This is a genomic window from Pseudomonas sp. GM50, from assembly GCF_000282375.1.
Taxonomy (GTDB): domain Bacteria; phylum Pseudomonadota; class Gammaproteobacteria; order Pseudomonadales; family Pseudomonadaceae; genus Aquipseudomonas.
Genome location: NZ_AKJK01000041.1, coordinates 17,741 through 42,355, shown reverse-complemented (window position 1 = coordinate 42,355; position 24,615 = coordinate 17,741). Strand labels below are relative to the sequence as shown.

20 protein-coding genes are annotated in these 24,615 nt (G+C 60.4%); 8 read left to right on the top strand and 12 right to left on the bottom strand.

The window, feature by feature from the left end; all coding sequences use genetic code 11:
* Positions 1 to 250: 250 nt before the first annotated feature.
* The 4 genes from PMI30_RS22625 to ilvD all read left to right on the top strand — a co-directional run bounded on the left by PMI30_RS22625 (position 251) and on the right by ilvD (position 5,616).
* Positions 251 to 1,330 (top strand): SagB family peptide dehydrogenase, encoded by a 1,080-nt coding sequence (locus PMI30_RS22625; RefSeq protein ID WP_008007370.1) that lies wholly within the window; start codon positions 251 to 253, stop codon positions 1,328 to 1,330.
* Entirely contained in the window at positions 1,327 to 2,304 is a 978-nt protein-coding gene (locus PMI30_RS22630) for a diiron oxygenase (protein ID WP_008007367.1), read from the top strand. The genes PMI30_RS22625 and PMI30_RS22630 overlap by 4 nt, the downstream gene beginning before the upstream one ends.
* Complete coding sequence (locus tag PMI30_RS22635) at positions 2,297 to 3,517, top strand: MFS transporter (protein WP_008007365.1); 1,221 nt, start codon at positions 2,297 to 2,299, stop codon at positions 3,515 to 3,517. Before PMI30_RS22630 ends, PMI30_RS22635 begins: the two co-directional genes overlap by 8 nt.
* Positions 3,518 to 3,774: 257 nt before the next feature.
* Entirely contained in the window at positions 3,775 to 5,616 is a 1,842-nt protein-coding gene (ilvD, locus tag PMI30_RS22640) for a dihydroxy-acid dehydratase (protein ID WP_008007364.1), read from the top strand.
* Positions 5,617 to 5,802: 186 nt separating this feature from the next.
* Here the strand turns inward: ilvD and PMI30_RS22645 are convergent, their stop codons facing one another.
* Positions 5,803 to 6,864 carry a phosphorylcholine phosphatase gene (locus tag PMI30_RS22645; protein WP_008007363.1) on the bottom strand — a complete coding sequence of 354 codons (1,062 nt, stop codon included), beginning with the start codon at positions 6,862 to 6,864 and terminating at the stop codon, positions 5,803 to 5,805.
* A gap of 238 nt (positions 6,865 to 7,102) precedes the next feature.
* Between PMI30_RS22645 and PMI30_RS22650 the strand changes: the two genes are divergently transcribed.
* Positions 7,103 to 8,494 (top strand): L-cystine transporter, encoded by a 1,392-nt coding sequence (locus PMI30_RS22650; protein WP_008007362.1) that lies wholly within the window; start codon positions 7,103 to 7,105, stop codon positions 8,492 to 8,494.
* A gap of 122 nt (positions 8,495 to 8,616) precedes the next feature.
* On the opposite strand, the gene PMI30_RS22655 is transcribed toward PMI30_RS22650, so the two are convergent.
* The gene (locus tag PMI30_RS22655; RefSeq protein WP_008007361.1) at positions 8,617 to 9,129 is read right to left on the bottom strand and encodes a dihydrofolate reductase; all 513 of its coding nucleotides are present in this window, start codon (positions 9,127 to 9,129) and stop codon (positions 8,617 to 8,619) included.
* Between the two features lie 85 nt (positions 9,130 to 9,214).
* Between PMI30_RS22655 and PMI30_RS22660 the strand changes: the two genes are divergently transcribed.
* Both PMI30_RS22660 and PMI30_RS22665 read left to right on the top strand, forming a co-directional pair.
* A complete protein-coding gene (locus PMI30_RS22660; RefSeq protein WP_008007360.1) occupies positions 9,215 to 10,594 on the top strand; it encodes a DUF2868 domain-containing protein in 1,380 nt (459 codons plus the stop codon).
* Positions 10,587 to 11,963, top strand: a complete 1,377-nt coding sequence (locus tag PMI30_RS22665; protein ID WP_008007359.1) for a GTPase/DUF3482 domain-containing protein — start codon at positions 10,587 to 10,589, stop codon at positions 11,961 to 11,963. Before PMI30_RS22660 ends, PMI30_RS22665 begins: the two co-directional genes overlap by 8 nt.
* Before the next feature lie 130 nt (positions 11,964 to 12,093).
* On the opposite strand, the gene PMI30_RS22670 is transcribed toward PMI30_RS22665, so the two are convergent.
* The 7 genes from PMI30_RS22670 to PMI30_RS22700 form a co-directional block, all read right to left on the bottom strand.
* Positions 12,094 to 12,651 carry a phosphonate degradation HD-domain oxygenase gene (locus PMI30_RS22670; RefSeq protein ID WP_008007358.1) on the bottom strand — a complete coding sequence of 186 codons (558 nt, stop codon included), beginning with the start codon at positions 12,649 to 12,651 and terminating at the stop codon, positions 12,094 to 12,096.
* Complete coding sequence (locus tag PMI30_RS22675) at positions 12,651 to 13,784, bottom strand: TIGR03364 family FAD-dependent oxidoreductase (protein WP_008007357.1); 1,134 nt, start codon at positions 13,782 to 13,784, stop codon at positions 12,651 to 12,653. Before PMI30_RS22675 ends, PMI30_RS22670 begins: the two co-directional genes overlap by 1 nt.
* Before the next feature lie 145 nt (positions 13,785 to 13,929).
* On the bottom strand, positions 13,930 to 14,955 hold the full coding sequence (locus tag PMI30_RS22680) for a putative 2-aminoethylphosphonate ABC transporter substrate-binding protein (RefSeq protein WP_008007356.1): 1,026 nt from the start codon (positions 14,953 to 14,955) through the stop codon (positions 13,930 to 13,932).
* Between the two features lie 37 nt (positions 14,956 to 14,992).
* Positions 14,993 to 16,717: a putative 2-aminoethylphosphonate ABC transporter permease subunit gene (locus PMI30_RS22685; RefSeq protein WP_008007354.1), complete on the bottom strand. Its 1,725-nt coding sequence runs from the start codon at positions 16,715 to 16,717 to the stop codon at positions 14,993 to 14,995.
* The gene (locus PMI30_RS22690) at positions 16,717 to 17,793 is read right to left on the bottom strand and encodes a putative 2-aminoethylphosphonate ABC transporter ATP-binding protein (protein WP_008007352.1); all 1,077 of its coding nucleotides are present in this window, start codon (positions 17,791 to 17,793) and stop codon (positions 16,717 to 16,719) included. Before PMI30_RS22690 ends, PMI30_RS22685 begins: the two co-directional genes overlap by 1 nt.
* A 185-nt stretch (positions 17,794 to 17,978) precedes the next feature.
* Positions 17,979 to 18,842: a LysR family transcriptional regulator gene (locus PMI30_RS22695; protein ID WP_007897791.1), complete on the bottom strand. Its 864-nt coding sequence runs from the start codon at positions 18,840 to 18,842 to the stop codon at positions 17,979 to 17,981.
* A gap of 16 nt (positions 18,843 to 18,858) precedes the next feature.
* Positions 18,859 to 21,147, bottom strand: coding sequence for a heavy metal translocating P-type ATPase (locus tag PMI30_RS22700; protein WP_008007351.1), 2,289 nt, complete (start codon positions 21,145 to 21,147; stop codon positions 18,859 to 18,861).
* Positions 21,148 to 21,231: 84 nt separating this feature from the next.
* Between PMI30_RS22700 and cadR the strand changes: the two genes are divergently transcribed.
* Positions 21,232 to 21,711 (top strand): Cd(II)/Pb(II)-responsive transcriptional regulator, encoded by a 480-nt coding sequence (cadR, locus tag PMI30_RS22705; RefSeq protein WP_008007349.1) that lies wholly within the window; start codon positions 21,232 to 21,234, stop codon positions 21,709 to 21,711.
* Between the two features lie 97 nt (positions 21,712 to 21,808).
* Here the strand turns inward: cadR and PMI30_RS22710 are convergent, their stop codons facing one another.
* The 3 genes from PMI30_RS22710 to PMI30_RS22720 form a co-directional block, all read right to left on the bottom strand.
* Entirely contained in the window at positions 21,809 to 22,780 is a 972-nt protein-coding gene (locus PMI30_RS22710; RefSeq protein WP_008007347.1) for a thymidylate synthase, read from the bottom strand.
* A gap of 64 nt (positions 22,781 to 22,844) precedes the next feature.
* Positions 22,845 to 23,651 carry a prolipoprotein diacylglyceryl transferase gene (gene lgt, locus PMI30_RS22715; RefSeq protein ID WP_008007345.1) on the bottom strand — a complete coding sequence of 269 codons (807 nt, stop codon included), beginning with the start codon at positions 23,649 to 23,651 and terminating at the stop codon, positions 22,845 to 22,847.
* 82 nt (positions 23,652 to 23,733) lie between these two features.
* Positions 23,734 to 24,516, bottom strand: coding sequence for a sulfite exporter TauE/SafE family protein (locus PMI30_RS22720; protein WP_007897738.1), 783 nt, complete (start codon positions 24,514 to 24,516; stop codon positions 23,734 to 23,736).
* Positions 24,517 to 24,615: the final 99 nt, after the last annotated feature.

The window sequence follows — 24,615 nt, the reverse complement described above, 5'->3', positions numbered from 1 at the left end:
CTAGAATATTCCTACTTAATATCCCCTTGATAAGGGCTCATTACAGCCTATGATTGAGTTGTCACCGCGAAGTGACACTCACTATCAATGACAAGGAGTCAAAAAACATGAAAGCAATTACTCTGGAAACAAACAAAATCGCTAACCTGGCTTTTCTGGTTGCGCCAAAAACCCGCTAAGTAAATGAAACGCTGGCGAGTGCCGGCTACCCAGCGTTTTCTATAGCTACGTCCAGAGCGAACCGTCCATCATGCAGATAAATCCATACCTGTTCATACTTCCCCGTACGCCCGGCCAAATAGTCTGGGATTACAAAAACCACAAACAATTTGAACTTAACCTGGAATATTCAACCCGGCTTACACAACTCATCCACAATCCCGAACTGTATAACGACAACAACAGAATAGACACTCAACTTCTGAACTCCGGAATACTGACCACCTCAATACAAGACACTATTGTATGGGGCTGGGATGAACTGTCGAAAATATTCCATATCGGCACCAAGAACATTCCCTGCGAGCATGTTCCTCAGAATATCCATGAATGGTCGAGACGCTATCTGGATCATTGCACCGAAGTACTGGGGGCACCCGCGCCGGACGCCAGGCTCACCGAACACCAGGCACGCGAGCTGATCGCCCTGCCAAAACCTTCCTGCCTGCCGGAGGGCTCCCTTGCCAACGTCCTGATCGGCCGAAAAACCTGCCGTACCTTCACGGATGAAGCGGTTTCGCTGGAAGCTGTCGGCACACTGCTTTACCTCTCCCTGGGCTACTTGCATGAGCGCGAAAATGACGTCGACGAAACCATTGTCGAAGGTCTCGGTGCCCGACGCAGCAGCCCGTCCGGTGGCGGGCTGAATGCCTGCGAAGGCTTTCTTCATGTACAAAACGTCAGCGGCCTGAAACCCGGGCTCTACGCCTACCATCCCACCGACCATGCCCTGAGTTTCATCAACCCGGCACCTGACTCACCCCTGGGGCAGTTGCTGTGTGGCCAACACTTCATCAATAACCTGCCGGTGGGTCTGTTCATTACCGCTCGCTTCGACAAGTTGTGGTGGAAATATGAACACTCACGAGCCTACCGAATGGCCTTCGTGGAAGCGGGGCATATTTCCCAGACCTTTCAACTGGTGGCCACTGCACTGGGGCTGAACACATGGCTGACCGGAGCACTGACGGATGATCAGGTCGAAACATTGCTGGGGCTCGAGAACAACGCAGAACAACCCTTGTTTTTTGTTGGCTGTGGCCACAGCGACGGACAAGTGATGTGCAAGGAATTGAAGGATCTGCTGAGCAGTCGGGAGCCGCAACAATGACCGCCCCCATCATTGCGCCGGTAGACCGCCCCCTTTCCTGGGCGCTGCGTTTCACCCTCGGCGACTGGAATACCCGCGCGTCGGTGCGAACCAGCGAGCATGATTATCTATTACCGCCAGACCTGGAACAGCAACTGGAAACACGTCACTGGTTTCCCCCAGGTTTCCTGGATTACCTGAATCACCCGGCTATCAAAGCGCTAGGTCCAACCGTCATCCATCGGCTGTCGGCCAATCATCTGGTGTACTTCCTCGACTACACCACCGTGCTCGAACACCGCATCGTCAACCGTTCCGTGGAGACCATCATCCACGGTGAATTGAAGGTCAACATTCCCCCACGGATGAAGACCGCTGCGCTTCAGCTTTATACCGACGAGGGTTATCACGCCCTGTTCTCCAATAGCCTTGCCGAGCAGATTGCCGGGGTCTACGGGATCAACCTGCGCCCGGTCATGCCGCAGCGCATCACGCGATTGAACACCCTGCTCGACCGCGCACCTGAGCAACACCGGGCGCTGGCCTGGTTTCTCGTCGGGTTTGTGTCGGAGACGATCATTGCCAGGGAACTGCTCGACATCTGCCGTGACGACCTGGTGTCCAGCGTCCAGGCCATGCTCAGGGATCATCTCTCGGACGAGGCGCTTCACAGCCGCTATTTCTCTGAAGTGTTCCATTACCTGTGGCTAACGCTGAACAGCCGTCAACGCATATTCGCCGCCAGGCTGTTGCTGGACAGCATCCGGATTTTCTTCGAGGCCGATGAGCGATGGCTGCGGGAAAGCCTGCACAGCGCGGGTATCGGCGAGACCGCCGTCACGCAAGTGCTCGGTGAACTGACCAGCCCCCAAGCCGCCCTTCAGCGTGCGCGATCCGGCGCCGGGGCGACGCTTCAGGCTTTGAAAAAGGCCGGTTTTTTCGATCTGCCTTACAACCGGCAACTGTTCATCAAGGCAGGACTTATCGATGGATGAAGGACACTCTGCGGCAACCGTCAGACAGCGTCGGGGGGCGATCAGCCTGTTGTTGGCAATGGTGCTGCTTGGCGTATTCCCGCTGGATGTCCTGCTTCCCTCGTTCCCTGCGCTCGCTGAACACTTTCGCAACACGCGCGCCGATATCGCGCTGTCGGTCAGTCTGTTTGCCGTCGGCATTGCGGCCTCTCAACTGCTGATCGGGCCGCTGTCGGATGTGATCGGGCGCAAAGGACTGTTGCTCGCCGGAATAACCGTTTCGATGCTCGGTGCAATGGGCTGCATATTGACCACGGACTATCTCTACTTCCTGCTGTTCCGTGTCATTCAAGCCTTGGGCTGCGGGTGTTTCGTGCTGTCACAAGCGTTGGTTCAGGATCTGTTCGAGGGTGAGGAACGTACCCGATTGCGGATCCTGATGGTCACCGCCAGCGGCATTTTCATCTCGGTCTCGCCATTGGCCGGTACGTTCCTGCAAGCCACGCTGGGCTGGCAGGGCAGCTTCTGGGTGTTTATCGCACTGGCTGGCGTGGTATTGCTCAACGCCTGTCTGTTCCTCGAAAACACCCGGCCGGCGGCAACCGGAGCCCGACCGAATATCCTCCAGTCTTATGGTCGGGTCCTGCGTGATGCCGACTTCCTGCCCTACTGGTTGATCTCAGCCTTTGCTTTCGCCTGTCATTTTTCGTTCATCGTCATTTCGCCGCTGATTTTCATGGATCAGCTCCAGCTATCGGCCTATGACTTCTCACTGATTCTGTTGATATACGGTGGCGCCTACATTGTCGGCGGCATGGCGGCGACTCTCTTGGGTAAACGCATCAGCCCCGGTCATCAAATCATCAGCGGGTTGAGCTTGATCCTGCTGTCCGGCCTCATCATGCTTTTCCTCGCAAGCCACTTTGCGCTGTCCCCTATCACCGTCCTGGTACCGATGCTTATCTGTACCGCCGGCACCACCATCGCCCGGCCGGCCGCCAGTTCCAAAGCCATGAGCCTGTTCCCTGAAAATGCGGGAACCTCGGCGTCGGCAGGCAGCACGGTGACTTTCATCTGCGGCGGGTTGATCAGTGCGCTCATCAGCTTGAGCCCGACCAACCTGCAATCCACCCTTGGATACAGCTTCATCATCTTGAGCAGCGTGGCACTGGCGCTCAACAGTCGTATCAATAGCCGAGCAAAAAGCCCAAGAGCCAGCCCAAACGTCGAATAATCCTGCCGATCGTCATCCCACACGCTCCGTCAGCGCTGGTTCAACACTTTCCGGCATTCCCTCCTGACGCCAGCGGTGTAGAATCGCGAGATTCATCGCCAGTCATCCCCCGGCGGGTTTATGAGCTCAAGCTGAAGCGCGCGGCGATCCCGCAAAGTTATCGGCAACTTCCGGACACACGGCCATTTCTGAGTGTTCCAGACGTCAATAGAAGCTCACTTCCCTTTTGATACCTGATTAGCCGCCCGGAGTGCTTCATGCCTGATTACCGCTCGAAAACATCCACCCACGGCCGCAACATGGCCGGTGCTCGCGCACTGTGGCGCGCCACGGGGATGAAAGATGACGACTTCAAGAAGCCGATCATCGCCATTGCCAACTCCTTTACCCAGTTCGTACCGGGCCATGTGCACCTCAAGGATCTGGGGCAACTGGTCGCTCGCGAAATCGAACGGGCCGGCGGCGTCGCCAAAGAATTCAACACCATCGCCGTGGATGACGGCATCGCCATGGGCCACGACGGCATGCTCTATTCGCTGCCGAGCCGCGAGATCATCGCCGACTCCGTCGAATACATGGTCAACGCCCACTGCGCCGACGCCATTGTCTGCATCTCCAACTGCGACAAGATCACCCCAGGCATGCTGATGGCCTCCCTGCGCCTGAACATCCCGGTGATCTTTGTGTCCGGCGGCCCGATGGAAGCCGGCAAGACCAAACTGGCCAGCCACGGTCTCGACCTGGTCGATGCCATGGTGATCGCCGCCGACTCCAGCGCCTCCGACGAGAAGGTTGCCGAGTATGAGCGTAGCGCCTGCCCGACGTGCGGCTCGTGCTCCGGCATGTTCACCGCCAACTCGATGAACTGCCTGGTTGAAGCCCTGGGCCTGGCATTGCCGGGCAACGGTTCGACCCTGGCCACCCACAGCGACCGCGAACAGCTGTTCCTGCAGGCCGGCCGCACCATCGTCGAGCTGTGCAAGCGTTACTACGGCGAGAACGATGAGTCGGTGTTGCCGCGCAACATCGCCAACTTCAAGGCGTTCGAAAACGCCATGACCCTGGACATCGCCATGGGCGGTTCCACCAACACCATCCTGCACTTGCTGGCCGCGGCCCAGGAAGCCGAGATCGATTTCGACCTGCGCGACATCGACCGTCTCTCCCGTCACGTACCGCAACTGTGCAAGGTCGCGCCGAACATCCAGAAGTACCACATGGAAGACGTGCACCGTGCCGGCGGGATCTTCAGCATCCTCGGTTCCCTGGCCCGTGGCGGTCTGTTGCACACCGACCTGCCGACCGTACACAGCAAGTCCTTGGCTGAAGGCATCGCCAAGTGGGACATCACCCAGACCACCGACGAAGCCGTGCATCACTTCTTCAAGGCCGGCCCGGCGGGCATCCCGACGCAAACCGCGTTCAGCCAGTCGACCCGTTGGGAAACCCTGGATGACGACCGTGAAAACGGCTGCATCCGCAGTGTCGAACACGCTTACTCGAAAGAAGGCGGCCTGGCCGTTCTGTACGGCAACATCGCTCTGGACGGCTGCGTGGTGAAAACCGCTGGCGTCGACGAGTCGATCCACGTCTTCGAAGGCAACGCGAAGATTTTCGAAAGCCAGGACAGCGCCGTGCGCGGCATCCTCGCCGATGAAGTGAAGGCCGGCGACATCGTGATCATTCGTTACGAAGGCCCGAAAGGCGGCCCGGGCATGCAGGAAATGCTGTACCCGACGTCTTACCTGAAATCCAAAGGCCTGGGCAAAGCCTGCGCCCTGCTCACCGACGGCCGCTTCTCTGGCGGCACTTCGGGCCTGTCCATCGGCCACGCTTCACCAGAAGCCGCTGCCGGTGGCGCGATCGGTCTGGTGCAGGATGGCGACAAGGTATTGATCGACATTCCGAACCGCTCGATCAACCTGTTGATCAGCGATGAAGAAATGGCTGCGCGCCGTGTCGAGCAGGACAGGAAAGGCTGGAAACCGGTGGAAGTGCGTCCACGTAAAGTGACCACGGCGCTCAAAGCCTATGCCCTGTTGGCCACCAGTGCCGACAAGGGTGCGGTACGTAACAAGGCGATGCTCGACGGGTTGTAAGCTTCAGCCGCAAAATCAAAAATGCCCCGCCAAGTGCGGGGCATTTTTTTGACCAAAATCCCCCAAACACTGGAGATCAACTGTGGGAGCGAGCCTGCTCGCGAAAGCGCCGGGTCAGTCAACACCAATGCTGAATGACACACCGCCTTCGCGAGCAGGCTCGCTCCCACATTTAGATCCTCGGTCCTACTGAATCTCTTCCGGCTTGACGATCACCCAGTTCTTGTCTGCCGTCACCGCCAACCCTTCTTTCGCCTGGGCTGCTGCATTTTTGGCCATCATGCCGTTAATCTGGGTCATGTACTTGTCTTTGCGGTTGACCCACAAATGGATGCCGCCCTTGGACACGTCGACGCTGTGGAACAACATGTAGCCGTCGCTGGTCGGGGTATCGCCGCCCACGAGGACCGGTTTCTTCCATTCATCGATGTAGGTCAGGATCGCCGCCTGCTTGCCGGCCATCCAGGTTGCCGGGGTCCACAGGTACGGGGTCAGTTCGAGGCCCAGGTTAGCCTTCTCGTCATACTTGCCCGCGGTGACCTGCTTGCGTGCGGTGGTCAACTCGCCGGTCTTGCGGTCCTTGAGCATCAGGCTCACGCCGATCACGTTCTGCGGTTTGACGTTGTAGCCATACTTCGGATCGGAGGCGACCATGCGCACCAGTTCTTCAGAGGCGGCGGTCATCACATAGACCTCGATGCCGTTCTCCATCAGCTTGTTGTAGAGCTCTTTCTGACCGGTAAAGATTTTCGGCGGGTTAACGTCGATGGTCTTGACCACGTCACCATCGTAATAGGTGCTCGGCACCGGTTTGCCAGACGCCATCAGCTCATCGACGTTGCCCTTGAGTTCCTGAAGGGTGAAGCCGGAAAACACTTGGGCGACCCATGGATAGCAAACCATGTCGTCAATTTCACAGAGGCGATAGTAGTAGCTGAACAGACTTTCCTTGTGGTCGGCGGTGTCCTTGAACGGCATCAGTTTCAGGGAGGGATCAAGGCTCTCGCGGGTGATCAGGCCCTTGTTTTCCATGAACGGAAGCAACGATTCTTCAAGGTCGTAGCGGTAACTGGTGTTGTCCATGTCGAACACCGCAAAGTTACCTTTGTTGGCATTGGCCGCGATCATCGCGTCCAGCGCCTTGGCCTGATCGGCTGGCCAATGCTTCAAATCTGTGGCGAAGACCTGGCCGGCAAGGCCCAGTCCCAAACTCAGTGCGGCAGCCAGAAATTTCGGTGCGAGCTTCATCTGCGTTTCTCCCTGATTCAAAGATATCGACGCTAACAAATCCGTATGACAGTCCCCGCCTGCCCGCGACCGCTTGCATCCTGATTCCGCCAACTGCATTCCTCACAGCGGCATCGGCTTATTCCAAAAACGACAGTCAACCACTGTTTTTGATATTAAATCATTACATATCAAGCTGTTAGGCTTGCCGGTTCGCAGTCACACACGAAGGTGGCTGGCACAAGTCTATGGAGCTTCTATGAATCTGCCGCTGATCCTCAATCTGCTGGTGTTCCTCGCCCTGCTCTTCGGTCTGGCACAAACCCGTCACACCACGTGGAGTCTGGCGAAAAAAGTCCTGCTCGCGTTGGTATTGGGCGTGGTGTTTGGCGTTGCTCTGCACACGATCTATGGTGCCGGCAACCCGGTACTGAAAGCCTCGATCAGTTGGTTCGATCTGGTGGGCAACGGTTACGTGCAGTTGCTGCAAATGATCGTGATCCCGCTGGTGTTCGCCTCGATCCTCAGTGCCGTGGCGCGCCTGCACAACGCTTCGTCGCTGGGCAAAATCAGCTTCCTGACCATCGGCACGCTGCTGTTCACCACCGCCATCGCGGCGCTGATCGGCATCGGCCTGACCAACCTGTTCGGCCTCACCGCCGAAGGCCTGGTCGCCGGCACCCAGGAAATGGCTCGCCTGCAAACCATCCAGAACGACTACGCGGGCAAGGTTGCCGACCTGAATGTGCCGCAGCTACTGCTGTCGTTCATCCCGCAGAACCCGTTCGCCGACCTGGCGCGCGCCAAACCGACATCGATCATCAGCGTGGTGATCTTCGCGGCATTCCTTGGGGTCGCCGCACTGCAGCTGCTCAAGGATGATATCGAAAAAGGTCAGAAAGTGATCAACGCCATCGACACCCTGCAAGCCTGGGTGATGCGCTTGGTGCGCCTGGTGATGAAGCTGACCCCGTACGGCGTATTGGCGCTGATGACCAAAGTGGTCGCCGGCTCCAACCTGCAAGACATCATCAAGCTCGGCAGTTTTGTAGTGGTGTCCTATATCGGCCTGGGGCTGATGTTTGTGGTGCACGGCGTGCTGGTGTCGGCGGCAGGGATCAACCCGCTACGCTTCTTCCGCAAGATCTGGCCGGTGCTGACGTTTGCCTTCACCAGCCGCTCCAGCGCCGCCACCATTCCGCTGAGCATCGAAGCCCAGACCAGCCGTTTGGGTATTCCACAGTCCATTGCCAGTTTCGCCGCCTCGTTCGGCGCAACCATTGGCCAGAACGGCTGCGCCGGTCTGTACCCGGCGATGTTGGCGGTGATGGTCGCGCCGACCGTAGGCGTTAACCCGTTGGACCCACTGTGGATCGCGACGTTGGTGGCGATTGTGACGCTGAGTTCGGCTGGCGTGGCCGGGGTCGGTGGCGGCGCGACCTTCGCCGCGTTGATCGTGCTCCCGGCCATGGGTTTGCCGGTGTCACTGGTGGCGTTGCTGATTTCGGTTGAGCCGCTGATTGATATGGGGCGTACGGCGTTGAACGTGAGTGGTTCGATCACCGCCGGGGCGATCACCAGCCAGATCATGCAGCAGACGGATAAAGAACTGCTGGATGCGGATGAGCATGCGGAGTTGGCTCACGCTTAAATTTTTTAGCGTCTGATCTGGCCTCATCGCCAGCAGGCTGGCTCCCACAGGGATTTTGCGTGTTCACACAATCCGTGTTTCACCTCAAACCCACTGTGGGAGCCAGCCTGCTGGCGATGCTTTTAGGCCTTCTCCCACACCTCAAAGTTGTACGCTGGCTTATCGCCTTCCGCTGGATTCGGAACATTCGACACCAGCTTCCACTGGTTCAAATCAAACTCCGGAAACCACGCATCCCCTTCCGGGCTCAGCGCCACGCGCGTCAGGTACAGCCGATCAGCCTGTGCCAACCCTTGCGCATACAACTGCGCGCCGCCAATCAACATCACCTCATCGACGCCCTGCTCGTGCGCCCATTGCTGCGCCCGAACGACGGCAGCCTCCAGCGACGGATAAACCTCCGCGCCTTCCAGCTGCAGATCCGCCTGACGGCTGACCACGATGTTCAACCGGCCCGGCAGCGGACGACCGAGGGAATCCCAGGTCTTGCGACCCATGATGATCGGTTTGCCGAGGGTGGTGGCCTTGAAGTATTTGAAGTCCCCCGGCAAGTGCCAGGGCATGCTGTTGTCGACGCCGATCACACGGTTTTCACCGAGGGCTGCGATCAGGCTGAGGGGGAGTGATTTAGTCATGCCGGCGAGGATACCAGAGCCTCCCTTACCCCGATAAGCGTCACAGCGGTTATGCTCACCGCTCAATTAAGCGACGGGATGCCGCGTGACTGAACTGACGCCCCTGCAAAACCTCTGGCTGAGTGAAACCATACGTCTGCGTGAAGAACACGCAGGCCCGCTGGACGATCTGGAAGCCAATCGAATCGCCCGTAGCGCCGGCGGCGACCTGCCGACGCGCATTCAACGCCGAGCCCGGTGGCTGGCCGAGCGCGACGGACAGACCCACGCCCTCAAACATTGGCTGCAAGGCGCGCGACTGGCGCTGATCGTGCTGGCCGTTCTGGCCGTGATCAGCGGCGCCGGTCTGGCGTTTGCCGCACTGGGCGACGGCCAGCCCCCGGTCAATGTGTTCTGGGCGCTGGGCAGTCTGCTCGGGCTAAACCTGATTCTATTGCTGAGTTGGGCCCTGGGCCTGGTGTTCGCCGGTGAACAGGGCGCCGCCCTCGGACGCTTGTGGCTGTGGCTCAGTGAAAAACTCGCCCGCGATGCCAACGCCGCGCAACTGGCGCCGGCCCTGCTGCTGTTGCTGCAACGACAGAAACTCAATCGTTGGGCGCTGGGCGTGCTGGTCAACGGGTTGTGGTTACTGGCGATGTTCAGCGCTTTGGTGATGGTGCTGACGCTGATGGCGACCCGGCGCTATGGCTTCGTCTGGGAGACCACCATTCTCGGCGGCGACACCTTCGTCGCCATGACCCAAGCCCTCGGCGCCCTGCCGGCCTTGCTCGGTTTCAGTGTGCCCAGCGTGGAGATGATCCGCGCCAGCGGCGATGCCGCACTGAACATCGAAAGCGCCCGCCAGGCCTGGGCGGCGTGGCTGGTTGGGGTGCTGCTGGTGTACGGTGTTTTGCCGCGCCTATTGCTCGCATTGTTCTGCCTGTGGCGCTGGAAAACCGGTCAAGCAGCCCTGCATCTGGATTTGAACCTGCCCGGTTACGCCCAACTGCGCGAACGGCTGATGCCTACCAGTGAACGCCTGGGCATCAGCGACGCCGCGCCAGAACAACTTCATCGGGTTGAAAAAACTGCCAGCGACCTGCAAAGCGATGGCGCGCTGTTAGTGGCCATCGAACTGGACGACCAACGCCCCTGGCCGCCGCAGCTGCCGAAAAACGTCAACAACGCCGGCGTCCTCGATAGCCGTGAATCCCGGCACAAACTGCTCGAACAGCTGAGTCGTTTTCCCCCGGCCCGTCTGGCCATCGCCTGTGACCCACGGCGTTCGCCGGACCGTGGCAGCCTGGCGCTTATCGCCGAACTGGCCCGCAGCGCTACCGCCACCCGTGTGTGGTTGTTGCAAGCGCCGCCGGGCGAAGCGCTGGATGCCGAACGCCTGGGTGACTGGCATGTCGCGCTACAACAACTGGACCTGCCATTCGCCGATTGCGCTCCGTTGAACTGGCTGGAGACGGGTCATGACTGATGCCTGGAATAAGCCATTGAAGCTCGCGGTGGTCGGCCACACCAATGTCGGCAAGACCTCGTTGCTGCGAACGCTGACGCGAGATGTCGGCTTCGGCGAAGTGTCCCATCGTCCCAGCACCACCCGCCACGTCGAAGGCGCGCGATTGTCGGTAGACGGCGAGCCGTTGCTCGATCTGTTCGACACGCCGGGCCTGGAAGACGCCATCGCCCTGCTCGACTACCTCGAGCGCCTGGAACGCCCCGGCGAACGCCTCGACGGCCCGGCACGGCTGGCACGATTCCTCGAGGGCAGCGAAGCCCGGCAGCGCTTCGAACAGGAAGCCAAAGTGCTGCGGCAACTGCTCGCCTCGGACGCCGGCCTCTATGTGATCGACGCCCGGGAGCCGGTGCTGGCCAAGTACCGCGACGAACTGGAAGTGTTGGCCAGTTGCGGCAAACCACTGCTGCCGGTGCTGAATTTTGTCAGCAGCGCCCAGCATCGCGAGCCCGATTGGCGCGAAGCCCTGGCGCGTCTCGGCTTACATGCCTTGGTGCGTTTCGACAGCGTTGCACCGCCGGAAGATGGCGAGCGTCGACTCTATGAAAGCCTCGCGCTGCTGCTGGAAAATTCCCGCGAACAACTGGAGCGCTTGATCGCCGACCAGCAGGCCCAACGCCTGGCCCGTCAGCAGAGTGCAGCGCGGCTGATTGCCGATTTATTGATCGATTGCGCCGCCTGCCGCCGCAGTGTGGTCAGCGAGGTGGAGCAGGAACAGCAAGCGATCAGCGAACTGCGCAAAGCAGTGCGTCAGCGCGAACAACGCTGTGTCGAGGCCTTGCTCAAGCTCTATGCCTTCCGCCCGCAAGATGCGGCGGCCAGTGACTTACCGTTGCTCGATGGCCGCTGGGGCGATGATCTGTTCAACCCGGAAACCCTGAAGCAGCTCGGTGTGCGGGTCGGCGGCGGTATCGCGGCTGGCGCGGCGGCCGGGGCCGGGGTCGATCTGCTGGTGGGCGGTCTGACCCTCGGCGCCGCGGCACTGGCCGGCGCGATTGCCGGCGGCGCCCTGCAAACTGCCCGCAGTTACGGCAGCCGTCTGCTGGGCAAGATCAAAGGACAGCGAGAACTGACCGTCGACGACGGCGTGCTACGGCTGTTGGCCTTGCGCCAGCGGCAATTGCTGCAAGCGCTGAATTCCCGTGGCCACGCGGCGATGGACAGCATTCAGGTCGCCACGCCACAAGACAAAACCTGGCGCGAAGGCAAACTGCCCGAAGCACTGAACAAGGCGCGGGCGCATCCGCAGTGGTCGTCGCTCAATCCTCATTCGAAGTTGAGTCAGGGGGAGCGCCAAGAGCAGGTTGAGGTGTTGGCGCAGCAGTTGTAGAAACCGGGGTAATTGTGGTTTGGATTGCCCCCATCGCGAGCAGGCTCGCTCCCACAGGGGATTTGCGTCGCTCACAGATCCAATGTGGGAGCGAGCCTGCTCGCGATGGCAGCCACTCGGTTCCGAGGCCTTACGCGGCCAGCAGCCGCAACGCCTTTTCCTTCAAGGTGCCCAGATCCATCACCGGCACCCACATTTCCTTGGCCAACTCATCCCACTGACGCATCCGCAAACTGACTGTACACAACGGATCCTGCTCGAACGCCTCTGCTTCGGCAGCCGTCATCACCCCGCCCTGATACTCAAGCGTCCGCCGACTGGCTTCGCTCAAGCGCTCGTAGTACCCGGGCTCTTTGAGCGTGAGATAACGCTTGGCCTGAACGTGATATTCCACCAGCCGCGCCAGGCGTTCGCTGAAGCCGGCCCGACGCAAATATTCAGCGCCCAAACGCTCATGGCTGACCACACCAAAGCCACCCATGTTCTCGGCACCCTCGGCGCAGAGATGCCCGATGTCATGGAAGAACGCCGCCAGCACCACTTCATCATCGAACCCCTCGGCCATCGCCAGTCCCGCCGCCTGAGACATGTGCTCGATTTGCGACACCGGTTCGCCGATGTAATCGTTGTCGCCAAAACGCTCGTACAGACCGAACACCTCGGCGATCACTTGCTCATGGCGGTCCATCAACTGTCTCCCAATAAAGTCGTGACGTTACGTTCGGCCAGCGCCGGCCCGACGCTCATGCCGACACCGGTGTGCATCAGCGCCACGCTCACACCCGGCATCGGCCGCAGAAAGGAGAACGGCCCCGGTCCGCGTGAACCATAGACGCCCTGCCAGCGTTCGACCACTTGCACCTTGCAGCCCAACGTCTGCTCGGCCAGTTCAATCATCCAGTCATCCACCTGCTCGGCATTGAACGGCGATGGATCGCTGCCGTAATGATGAGAGTCGCCGATGATCAACTCACCGTAAGGCGTCGGACTGATCAGCAGGTGAATGCCGTTTTCATGCAGATGGGGTGCCTCGCGCAGAATCTGTGCCTGCACCGCGGCGGCTTCCGGCAAATCGGCGAAGGCGCCGTAATGCACACAACTCAGGCCGGTGAGCAGCGCGTGTTGCAGGTTGAGGTTTATCTGCGGTCGGGCGCGGAGCATTTGCAGGCGGCAGATTTGCGGATTCAGTTCGGCAATCGGCTCGGCCAGCAGCGTTTGATAATCGTGACCGGAGCAGACAATGATCTGCTCGGCGCTGAAGGATCCGGCGGTGCTGTGCAAGCGGCCGGGCTCGATGTCACGCACCAGGGTTGCGAAGTGAAACTCGACGCCCAGTTCGCGGCGCAGGTAGTCGATCAACGCCGGAATCGCTTCGCGGGAATACAACTGCTGGTCGTCCATGCCGTGCAACGCAGCGCGGTGATGGCTGAACTGGCCGCCGTACAAATCACGCAATGCCGCACCGCGCAGCAGGTCGACGCGGTAACCGTGCTGCATGGCGCGACCGGCGCAGAAGGCTTCCAGCAGGTGCTCTTCCGCTTCGGTGCGGGCGAACAGGTACGAGCCGTTGCGCTTGAGTTGCAGGCCGGCGAGTTGTGCCCATTGGCCCCAGATGTCGCGGCTGGCCTTGGCCAATTCAAGCATTGGGCCGGGTGGCTGGCCGGTGACCAGGGCCTGGCCGAAGTTGCGCAGCGAAGCGCCGAGCGGCGTTTCGCTGCGTTCGAAAACGGTGACTTTCAGACCGCGTCTGGCGGCGGCATAGGCGTGGGACAGGCCGAGAATGCCGGCGCCTACGATTAGCATGTTGCTGTGTTGGGTCATGGGGTTTTGTCCTGAATTCACGACCGCTATCGCGAGCAGGCTCGCTCCCACAGTTGATTGGGGACAACCCCAAATTTCCATCCACTGGAAATCCAATGTGGGAGCGAGCCTGCTCGCGATGGGGCCCTGTCAGCCAATAAAGAACTTACTTGGCAGCCACTTTCTCGGACTTGCCGTCATAACGCTTGCGCCATTCGGTGAGGATCTGGTCGCGATTCTTCGAGGCCCAGTCAAAGTCGTTCTTGATCAAGCGCTGCTCATAATCCGCCGGCAGTTCGGTCTGCGGCTTGGCGATACCCGGTTGCGCGAGCACCGCGAAGTTCTCTTTATAAAGCTCCATCGCCGCCGGGCTTGCAGAGAAGTCAGCCAGCTTCTTCGCCGCGTCTTCGTGCGGTGTGCCTTTGATCACGGCAGTCGCTTCGATCTCCCAGCCCAGGCCTTCTTTCGGCAGGATGATGTCCAGCGGCGCACCCTGGCGTTTCAGCTGAACGGCCGGGTATTCAAAGGAAATGCCGATCGGGAACTCACCGGCGGCGGCGAGTTTGCACGGCTTGGAACCGGAGTGAACGTACTGGCCAATGTTCTGGTGCAGGTCGTCCATGTACTGCCAGCCCTGCTTCTCACCGAAGGTTTGCAGCCAGGCGCTGACGTCGAGGAAACCGGTGCCGGACGAGGCCGGGTTGGGCATGACGATCTTGCCTTTGTACTCAGGCTTGGTCAGGTCCTGCCAGCTCACGGGTTTGCTCAAGCCCTGCTTTTCGGCTTCGACGGTGTTGAAGCAAATGGTCGCCGCCCACACGTCCATGCCGACCCAGGCTGGCGGGTTGGCCGCGTCGCGGTAGTTACCACCGATCTTGCCCAGATCCTTCGGTGCGTAGCTTTGCAGCATCCCTTGCTGATCGAGGATCGCCAGGCTCGATGCCGCCAGCCCCCAGACCGCGTCAGCCTGTGGGCGGGCTTTTTCGGCTAAAAGTTTGGCGGTGATGATGCCGGTGGAATCGCGCACCCACTTGATCTCGACGTCCGGGTTGGCCTTTTCGAAGGCCTCTTTGTAGGTCTTCAGTTGTTCGGCTTCGAGGGCGGTGTACACCGTCAACTCGGTTTTCGCCGCGAAGGCGTTCAGGCTGAAAGCGGTGAGGACAGCAGCGGCCAGGGCCAGGAGCTTGAACATGATCTTTTCCTGTTTGAGTTGAGGTGCGGGGGGCAAATCAGTGACCGGGCGCGGTCTGCCGCCAAGCCTGGGAGCGGCGCAACAAACCGCGCGAGACCCAGGCCAGCAGCAGGGACACGCCCGCCGAGGTGAACAGAATCAGGGTCGACATCGCCGCCGCGCCGCCGACGTTGCCGGCGTCGTCCATGTTCAGCACCGCCACCGCCGCGAGGATGGTGTCGGGGCTGTAGAGGAAGATCGCCGCCGAGACGGTGGTCATGGCCGAGACAAACAGGTAGCGCACGATATCCAGCAGCGCCGGCAGGCAGATCGGCACGGTGACCCGCAGGTAGTGCCGATACAACGGCGCCTTGAGCGACAACGCGGCGGCTTCGAACTCGGCATCGAGTTGGCGCAGCGCGGTGGTGGCGGTCATTTGCGCAGTGGTCAAATAGTGAGCAATGGTGCAGACCACCAGCAGGGTCATGGTCCCGTAGAGCACATGCAGCGGGTTGCCAGTGAGGTTGAAGAAGAAAACGTAACCCAGGCCCAGCACCAGACCCGGTACCGCCATCGGTACGAAACTGAGCATGCGCAGTGTCAGATTCAGTCCGCGCTGCCCACGGGTTTTTTCCATCAGGTACGCACCGGTGAAGATCAGCACACTGCCGATCAACGCCGTACACAACGCCATCTTCACGCTGTTGCCGTAGGCCAGCCAACCGCCGCCCGCCGTGTCGTTGAACTGGTAATGGTTGAGCGACAGCGACAGGTTGTACGGCCAGAACTTCACCAGCGATGAGAACACTGCCATGCCGAACACCAGCAGCAATACCGCGCAGATCAACAACACAATGGCCAGATAACAACCGTCGCGCAGCTTCGATGGCGTCGGTTGAAAGACTTGCGCGCGGCCGCTCATGGAATCGCCATGACGCCGACGCAGCCAGGCGTCGACGCCGAAACTGAACAGCGCCGGCAGCAGCAGGACCATGCCGATCAGCGCGCCGCGACCGAATTGTTGCTGGCCGACCACGGCTTTGTAGGCTTCCAGTGCCAGCACTTGATAGTCGCCCCCGACCACCACGGGCACGCCGAAGTCGGTGATGGTCAGGGTGAAGACGAGGCAGAACGCTGCGAACACCGCCTGACGGGTCGCCGGCCAGGTGATGCTGCGAAAGGCTTTCGCCGGACTGGCGCCCATGCTGGAGGCGGCATCGAACAGTCGCGCGTCCGCCAGGGACAACGCTGACAGCAAAATCATCAAGGCGTGTGGGAAGGTGTAGATGACCTCGCCCAGAACAATGCCCCAGAAGCCGTAGATATTGTCCGAGAGCAGGCCGCGCAACATGCCCTGATTGCCGAACAGATACACCAGCGCAATCCCCGGCAGCATCGACGGCGCCATCAGCGGCAGCAGCGACATGCCGCGCCAGATGCCTTTACCGGGAATCAATGTACGTTGCAGTGCGTAGGCAAACAGATAAGCCATCGGTACGACGATGGCCGCGACGCTGACAGATACTTTCAGGCTGTTGCCCAGTAGCCAGTGGAAATTGGCGCTGGTCAGCAGTTCGCGAGCGGCGATCAGTCCACCGCCCTGCTCGGCTTCAGAGCTGAAACCGCGCCAGAAGATCGCCAGCAATGGCATCAACACCGCAACGCCGAGCAATACCAGCAGCACGACCTTGCCGCCGACCACAAACAACCGGTCGCCGATTTCGGCACGGGAGGTCTGCCGGACCTGCTTGTGCGGTATCGGCAGCGCGACGTTCGCGCTCATCAGGCAAACACCTGCAGGCTGCGCGGCGGCAAGGCGACCATGATCTGTTGCGCGCCAAGACGCGGCATGGCTTCCGGCGCCAGTTCCGCCAGTAGCGCATGGCCCGGCAGTTGATCGAGTTCAAAGCTCATGCGGCAGCGGTTGCCGAGAAAAGTGATCTCGCGAACCTTGGCCGGGAACAGGTTTTCTTCATGCACCGGCGGGTTGACGTTAATGGCCTCGGGGCGGCAGAACAAACGACCCGAGGCAGTTTTAGCGCTGCCTTCAGCCAGGCGCATGTTCATCCCGCCGACCTGGGCATGACTGTCGCTGCTGCGGTGGAACGGCAACCAGTTGCCCTGACCGACGAACTCCGCCACAAACGGTGTGGCCGGGCGGTCGTAGATTTCCTGCGGCGTGGCGTACTGCTCGACCTTGCCGTTGTTCATCACGGCGATGCGGTCGGCCATCAGCATGGCTTCATCCTGATTGTGGGTAACCATCAGAGTGGTGACGCCGAGGTTGCGCTGCAATTGGCGCAGTTCGGTGCACAGATGCTCGCGGACTCGGGCATCGAGCGCCGACATCGGTTCGTCCAGCAGCAACAATGAAGGGGCCGGCGCCAGGGCCCGAGCCAGTGCGACTCGCTGCTGCTGACCGCCGGACAATTGGCCGGGGTACTTTTTCTCACTGCCGATCAGGCCGACCAGTTCCAGCATCTGACCGACACGCTGGTGCACTTCATCCCGACTGCTGCCGGTGAGGCCGTAGGCGATATTCGCCTCGACGCTGAGATTGGGGAACAGTGCGTAGGACTGGAAGAGAATGCCGTAGTCCCGGGCTTGAGGTGCCAGGTGGGAAACGTCGCGATCGCCGAGGTACAACTCGCCGCTGTCTTGTTTCTCAAGGCCGGCGATGCAGCGCAGCAAGGTGGTTTTGCCACAGCCCGAGGGCCCCAAGAGGCACACCAGCTCACCGGCCGCCACGTCGAGGGAGACGTTATCCAACGCAGTGAACGCGCCGAAGCGTTTCTGCACGCCGCGCACTTTCATCGGCGCGCCGGGGTTGGTCAGGGCAGTTGCGTTCGAGTGGTTCATGGACAGGCCTCATCAAGCAGATGAGGGCCATCCTAGGTTTGCAATGCGTCCGTCATATGGCAATGAGGCAAAAACGGCCGATAGTGGTATTCGGGGATTTGGGTTGGATGCGGCGGCGTAGGCATGCGATCAACCTGTAGGAGCGAGGCTTGCCCGCGAAGAGGCCATAAGCATCGCCACACGCCTCAGGCCGGGGCCATTTCCTGCGCCAATCCGAGAAACGCCGCCGGCAGCCGCGCACCTTTTCGTTCTTTGAGGCAGTACAAATACTCGGGAATCTGCGGCGCATTCTCGATGGTCAGCACCCGCAATTGCGGATCGTGAGGCACTTCCTGCCGGGCAATGATGCTGATACCAATGTTGCGCAGCACCGCCTCTCGGATCGACTCCCGGCTGCCAATCTCCAGCAACGGTCCAAAACTCACCCCGGCGCCGGCCAGCAACTCTTCGGTCAAGCGCCGAGTCGTCGAGCCCGATTCGCGCATCAACAACGTATGCCCCGCCAACGCACTGAGCGGCACATGATCATGCACCGCCAGCGGATGATTACGATGCACCGCCAGCACCAGTGGATCGCTGCCGAGCACGCGGCGGATCAGCCGCGCATCGTCCAGCAACTGCGAGGACGCCGCGACATCGACCCGGTAATCCTCCAGCGCCTCGAGCACCTGTTGGGAGTTGCCGATTTCCACCGACACCTCCACCTGCGGCAAGCGCTCGCGAAAGGTCTTCACCAGGTCGAGGATGTAATACGGCGCGGTAGCGGCGATGCGCAACGTGCCCTGGACCTGACCGCTGTTACGCAGGAAGAACTCGATGTCGGCTTCCTGCTGCAACAGCGCCTTGACCATCGGCAACAACCGCGCGCCTTCGTCGCTGACGCTGAGACGGCGGCCACCACGGTAGAACAGCTCAACCGAGTACTGGCTTTCCAGATGGCGAATCTGGGTCGTCACCGTCGGTTGGCTCAGGCCGAGCTTTTTCGCCGCCAGGGTAATGCTGCCCAACCGGGCAACCATGTAAAACGCCTTCAGCTCGGCACTCAGCACACCCTTCCCTCGTCGTCTATTTGCGCAACAGGCGCAAACCGTTGAACACCACCAACAGGCTCACGCCCATGTCAGCGAACACCGCCATCCACATGGTGGCGATCCCGGCGAAGGTTACCCCAAGAAAGATCGCCTTGATGACCAATGCCAGGGCAATGTTCTGTTTGAGGATATTCGAAGTCTGCCGCGACAGGCGGATGAAAGCCGGAATCTTGCGCAGATCGTCGTCCATCAGGGCGACATCAGCAGTTTCGATGGCGGTGTCGGTGCCGGCGGCCGCCATGGCGAAACCGATCTCGGCCCGCGCCAGTGCCGGTGCGTCGTTGATGCCGTCGCCGACCATCCCGACCCGATGACCTTGGGCATACAGCCTTTCAATGGCTTGCAGCTTATCGGTCGGCAACAGATCGCCCTGCGCCTGATCGATGCCCACTTGGGCGGCGATGGCCTGAGCGGTATGAACGTTGTCGCCGGTCAGCATCAGGGTTTTGATGCCCAACTCGTGCAACTGCTGGATCGCTTCGCGACTGGACGCTTTCACGGTGTCTGCCACGGCAAACAATGCCAGCGGACCGGATTTATCGAGCAACAGCACCACCGACTTGCCCTGTTTCTCCAGAGCAAACAGTTTCTCTTCCAGCGCTGGCGAACACAGGCCCAACTCTTCCACCAGACGGTGGTTGCCCAAGTGGTAGAGCTCACCGTTGATCTCGCCGCGCACACCACGACCCGCCAGGGCTTCGAAGTTATCCACAATCAGCGGTGCGCGTTGGTTATCCACAACGGCATCCGCAGCCGCATTGGCGATGGCCAGCGACACCGGGTGATCCGAACGACCGGCCAGTGCCGCCGCAATGGCCGGAGCTATTTCATCCGCGATGGGGTCGAGGGACAAATAGTCGGTCTGCACCGGTTTGCCGTGAGTGAGGGTGCCGGTCTTGTCGAGGGCCAGGTAATCGAGTTTGTGGCCGTGTTCCAGATAAACGCCGCCCTTGACCAGAATCCCTTTGCGCGCTGCTGCCGCGAGGCCGCTGACGATAGTCACCGGGGTGGAAATCACCAATGCGCACGGGCAGGCGACCACCAATAACACCAGCGCCCGGTAGATCCAGTCGAACCACAGCGCATCCATAAACAGCGGTGGGATCACCGCCACGGCCAAGGCCAGGATGAACACCGCCGGGGTGTAGATTTTCGAGAAACTGTCGACGAAACGCTGGGTCGGAGCGCGTGCACCCTGAGCCTGTTCCACAGCGTGGATAATCCGCGCCAGGGTCGAATGGTTCGCCGCGGCGGTTACCGTGTATTCCAGCGAACCGGACTGGTTGATGGTGCCGGCGAACACTTTGTCGCCGATGGTTTTTTCCACCGGGAGACTTTCACCGGTGATCGGCGCCTGATCGATGGTCGAGCTGCCGGACAGCACTTCGCCGTCCAGACCGATCCGCTCGCCCGGACGCACCCGCACCCGCGCACCCAGTTCGATGTTTTTAACCGGTTGTGCGACCCAACTGCCATCGGCCTGCTGCACCGTGGCTTGCTCGGGGGTCATCTGCATCAGCCCGCCGATGGCGTTACGCGCCCGGTCCAGAGACCTGGCTTCGATCAACTCGGCCACAGTGAACAGGAACATCACCATCGCCGCTTCCGGCCATTGGCCGATCAGAATCGCACCGGTCACTGCGATGCTCATCAGCGCGTTGATGTTCAGGTTGAGGTTTTTCAGGGCGATCCAGCCCTTTTTGTAAGTGCTGAGGCCACCGCTGAGGATCGAGATCAGCGCGATAACCGCCACCACCCAATTCGGCGCCGCGTTGGTGAAATGGATAACTTCAGCTGCCAGCGCGCCAACGCCGGACAATGCCAATGGCCACCAGGTTTTTTTCTCAGGCGCCGGGGTTGGCGCTTCGACGCCCGGCTCCAACGGCTCGGCGTGCATGCCGAGCGACTTGATCGCATCGATGATCGGCGCGGTACCTGGCAGGTCGTGGGTCACGCCCAGTACCCGATTGATCAGGTTGAATTCCAGTTGCTGCACACCCGAAAGCTTCCCGAGTTTGTTCTGGATCAGCGTCTGCTCGGTCGGGCAGTCCATGGCCTCGATACGGAAACTGCTCAGCCGCGCACCGGCGGTCGGCGTTTCGCTCAACTTGATCAGCGACGGCGCTTCTGCTTTGGAGGAGCAGCAGGAATCCCCGTGGCCGCCATGGTCATGGCTTCCGTGGTCATGCTTGTGCACAGGCTGCAGCTTGGGGCTGTGATCGTGCCCGGCCTCGGGTTTGTGGGTGTGAAGAGAATCGCTCATTGGTCGCGTCCATGAAGGTGCCTGTTGCCAAGTAAAGACCCTGTAGCCACTATAGGGTCAAGCATCCTTTTGGAGATTGTCGCGATGAAAATCGGAGAACTGGCGAAACTCACCGACTGCGCAGTGGAAACCATCCGCTACTACGAGCGCGAAAACCTGCTGCCGGAGCCGGCCCGCAGCGACGGCAATTACCGCGTCTACACCCAGGCCCACGCCGAGCGCCTGACCTTCATCCGCAATTGCCGAACCCTGGACATGACCCTCGAGGAAATCCGCAGCCTGCTGGCCCTGCGCGACAGCCCGCAGGATCAATGCGAAAACGTCAACGCGTTGATCGACGAACACATCCACCATGTGAAGGCTCGGATCGACGGCTTGCTGGCCTTGCAGACACAACTGCTCGACCTGCGCCAACGCTGCAGCGAAGGGCCGGATATCGATCAGTGCGGGATTTTGCAGCGGCTGGAAGTGAGCGGCGGGGTTGTGGCGACGGAGGTTGAGCATTCCCACGTGGGCCGCAGCCACGGCCATTCAGCCCACCACAAAACCCAATGTGGGAGCTAGCCTGCTAGCGATAGCGGTTTTTCAGTCACATCATTATTGGATGTGCCGGCGCTATCGCTAGCAGGCTAGCTCCCACAGGGGTATTGCGTGCAAATTGTCAGACCGCCATCGGCGCGGTCATCGGCGCGTGGTGCTCATAGCCTTCCAGTGAGAAATCGCTCGGTTCGATCAACTCCAGCCATTCCGGCTGATAAACACCGGTCTTGGCGAATTCCGGCACGCGGTCGGATATCTTCAGCTTCGGCATGGCGAACGGCTCGCGCTTGAGCTGTTCGTTGAGCATGTCCAAATGGTTTTCGTAGACGTGGGCGTCGCCGATGAAATAGGTGAACCAGCGCGGTGTGTAACCGGTCAGGCGACCGATCAGGCTCAGCAGCGCGGCGCCTTCGGTGAGGTTGAACGGCGTGCCCAACCCTAGGTCGTTGGAGCGGATGTAGAGGGTCAGGGAGATTTCCCTGGTCTCGACATTCGGGTGGAACTGGTACAGCAAGTGGCACGGCGGCAAGGCCATTTCGTCGAGCTGGGCGACATTCCAGCCGTGGAACAGAATGCGACGGCTGCCCGGGTCCTTGATGATGGTGTCGACGCACTGGCGGATCTGGTCGATCGCCTTGTACAGCACCACATAAGCCTGGCCGTCTTCTTCGCCTTCGGCGATCTGACGATAACCCTGGCTCAGGGTCTGCTCGATGGCGGCCTGATTGCTGACCGGGATCTGCTTGTACGCCGGCCATTTGCGCCATTGCACGCCGTAGATTTCGCCGAGGTCGTCTTCGCCCTGACGGAACGGGTTGGCCAGCCACTGCGCGTTTTCATTGGCGTTCTGGTCCCAGACCTTGCAGCCCAGCGCCCGGAATTCGGCGGCGTTGTTCACCCCGCGCAGAAAACCGCACATCTCGCCGATGGCGGATTTGAAGGCCATCTTGCGGGTGGTGATCGCCGGGAAACCTTCCTGCAGATCGAAGCGCAGCATCGCGCCCGGAAAGCTGATGGTGTTCACGCCGGTGCGGTTGGCCTGTTTGGTGCCGTTCTTGATGACGTGGGCAACCAGTTCGAGATATTGCTTCATGAATTACCTGTGTCCTTGAACCCGGAACTGTCGCCCCGGGGTTCGAATTTATAGCGCCTGCTTCTTATACCGCAGCTGCGGGGGCCGCCGGAGCGCGTCGATAAGCCAGCCAGATCAGGAACAGTCCGCCGACAATCATCGGTACGCACAGCACCTGGCCCATGGTCAGCCAGTTCCAGGCCAGATAACCCAGTTGCGCGTCCGGCACGCGAACGAATTCGACGATGAAGCGGAAGATGCCATAGAACAGCGCGAACATCCCGGACACCGCCATGGTCGGCCGCGGCTTGCGCGAGAACAGCCACAGGATCGCGAACAGCGCCACGCCTTCCAGCGCGAACTGGTACAGCTGCGACGGATGACGCGCCAGTTGCGCCGGATCAGTCGGGAAGACCATCGCCCACGGCACGTCGGTCGCCTTGCCCCACAACTCGGCGTTGATGAAGTTACCGATGCGCCCGGCACCCAGGCCGATCGGGACCATCGGCGCGACGAAGTCCATCAGCTGGAAGAACGACTTGTCGTTCTTTTTACCGAACCACAACGCGGCCAACATCACGCCGATGAACCCGCCGTGGAACGACATGCCGCCCTTCCACACTTCGAAGATCAGGGTCGGGTTGGCCAGGTAGGCGTTCAGATCGTAAAACAGCACATAACCCAGGCGGCCACCGACGATGACACCCATCGACATCCAGAACACCATGTCGGAGAGTTTCTCCTTGGTCCAGGTCGGGTCGAAGCGGTTCAGCCGGCGTGATGCCAGCCACCACGCGCCGCCGATGCCGATCAGGTACATCAGGCCGTACCAGTGGATTTTCAGCGGACCGATGGCCAGGGCCACCGGGTCGATCTGCGGGTAAGGCAGCATTGCGACTCCTCGTTAGAGTTGAAACCTTCAAATTCCCGGGCGACGCTGTCACGCCAGGATTAAGCCAGGATTGCGCTACGCGTCAGAGCAAGAAGCTCAAGCCGACGCAAAACAGCAAAGCGGCAAACAGTCTTTTCAGCAAGCGCGGCGATAGCCTGTGGGCCAGTCGCGCACCGAGGCGGGCGAATACCATGCTGGTCAGGGCAATCCCCAGCAGCGCCGGCAAATAAACAAAACCGAGACTATGGGCCGGCAGCAGTGGATCGTGCCACCCCAAAATCATGAAACTTAATGCACTGGCCAAGGCGATTGGCAGGCCACAGGCCGACGAAGTGGCCACCGCCTGCTGCATTGGTACGCTGCGCCAGGTCAGGAACGGCACGGTCAACGAGCCGCCGCCAATCCCGAAAATCGCCGAGGCCCAGCCAATCACACTGCCGGCCACGGTCAGACCGACTTTGCCCGGCACCGTCCGGCTGGCCTTGGGTTTGAAGTCCAAGGCGAGTTGAACGGCGATGATCAGCGCAAATACACCAATGATCTTCTGTAAATTCGGTCCGGAAATCGCTTCGGCAGTCAGCGCGCCGAAACCGGCACCGATCAGAATACCTAGCGTCATCCAGGCAAAAATCGGCCAACGCACGGCGCCGCGGCGATGGTGCTCGCGAACCGCATTGACCGACGTAAAGATGATCGTCGCCAGCGAGGTGCCGACTGCCAGATGCGTCAGGATCGACGCATCAAATCCCTGCAAGGTGAAACTGAACACCAGCACCGGGACAATGATGATCCCGCCGCCTACCCCGAACAGCCCGGCCAGCACGCCCGCACAGGCGCCCAGCGCCAGATAGAGCAGAAATTCCATGGCCGCATCCCCAAGCATCCCGAATCAGGAGCGGCATGGTAACGGAAGCATGGCCTCGGGCTCCACTGTGGATGGCGATGGATCGATGAGCGATGTCTA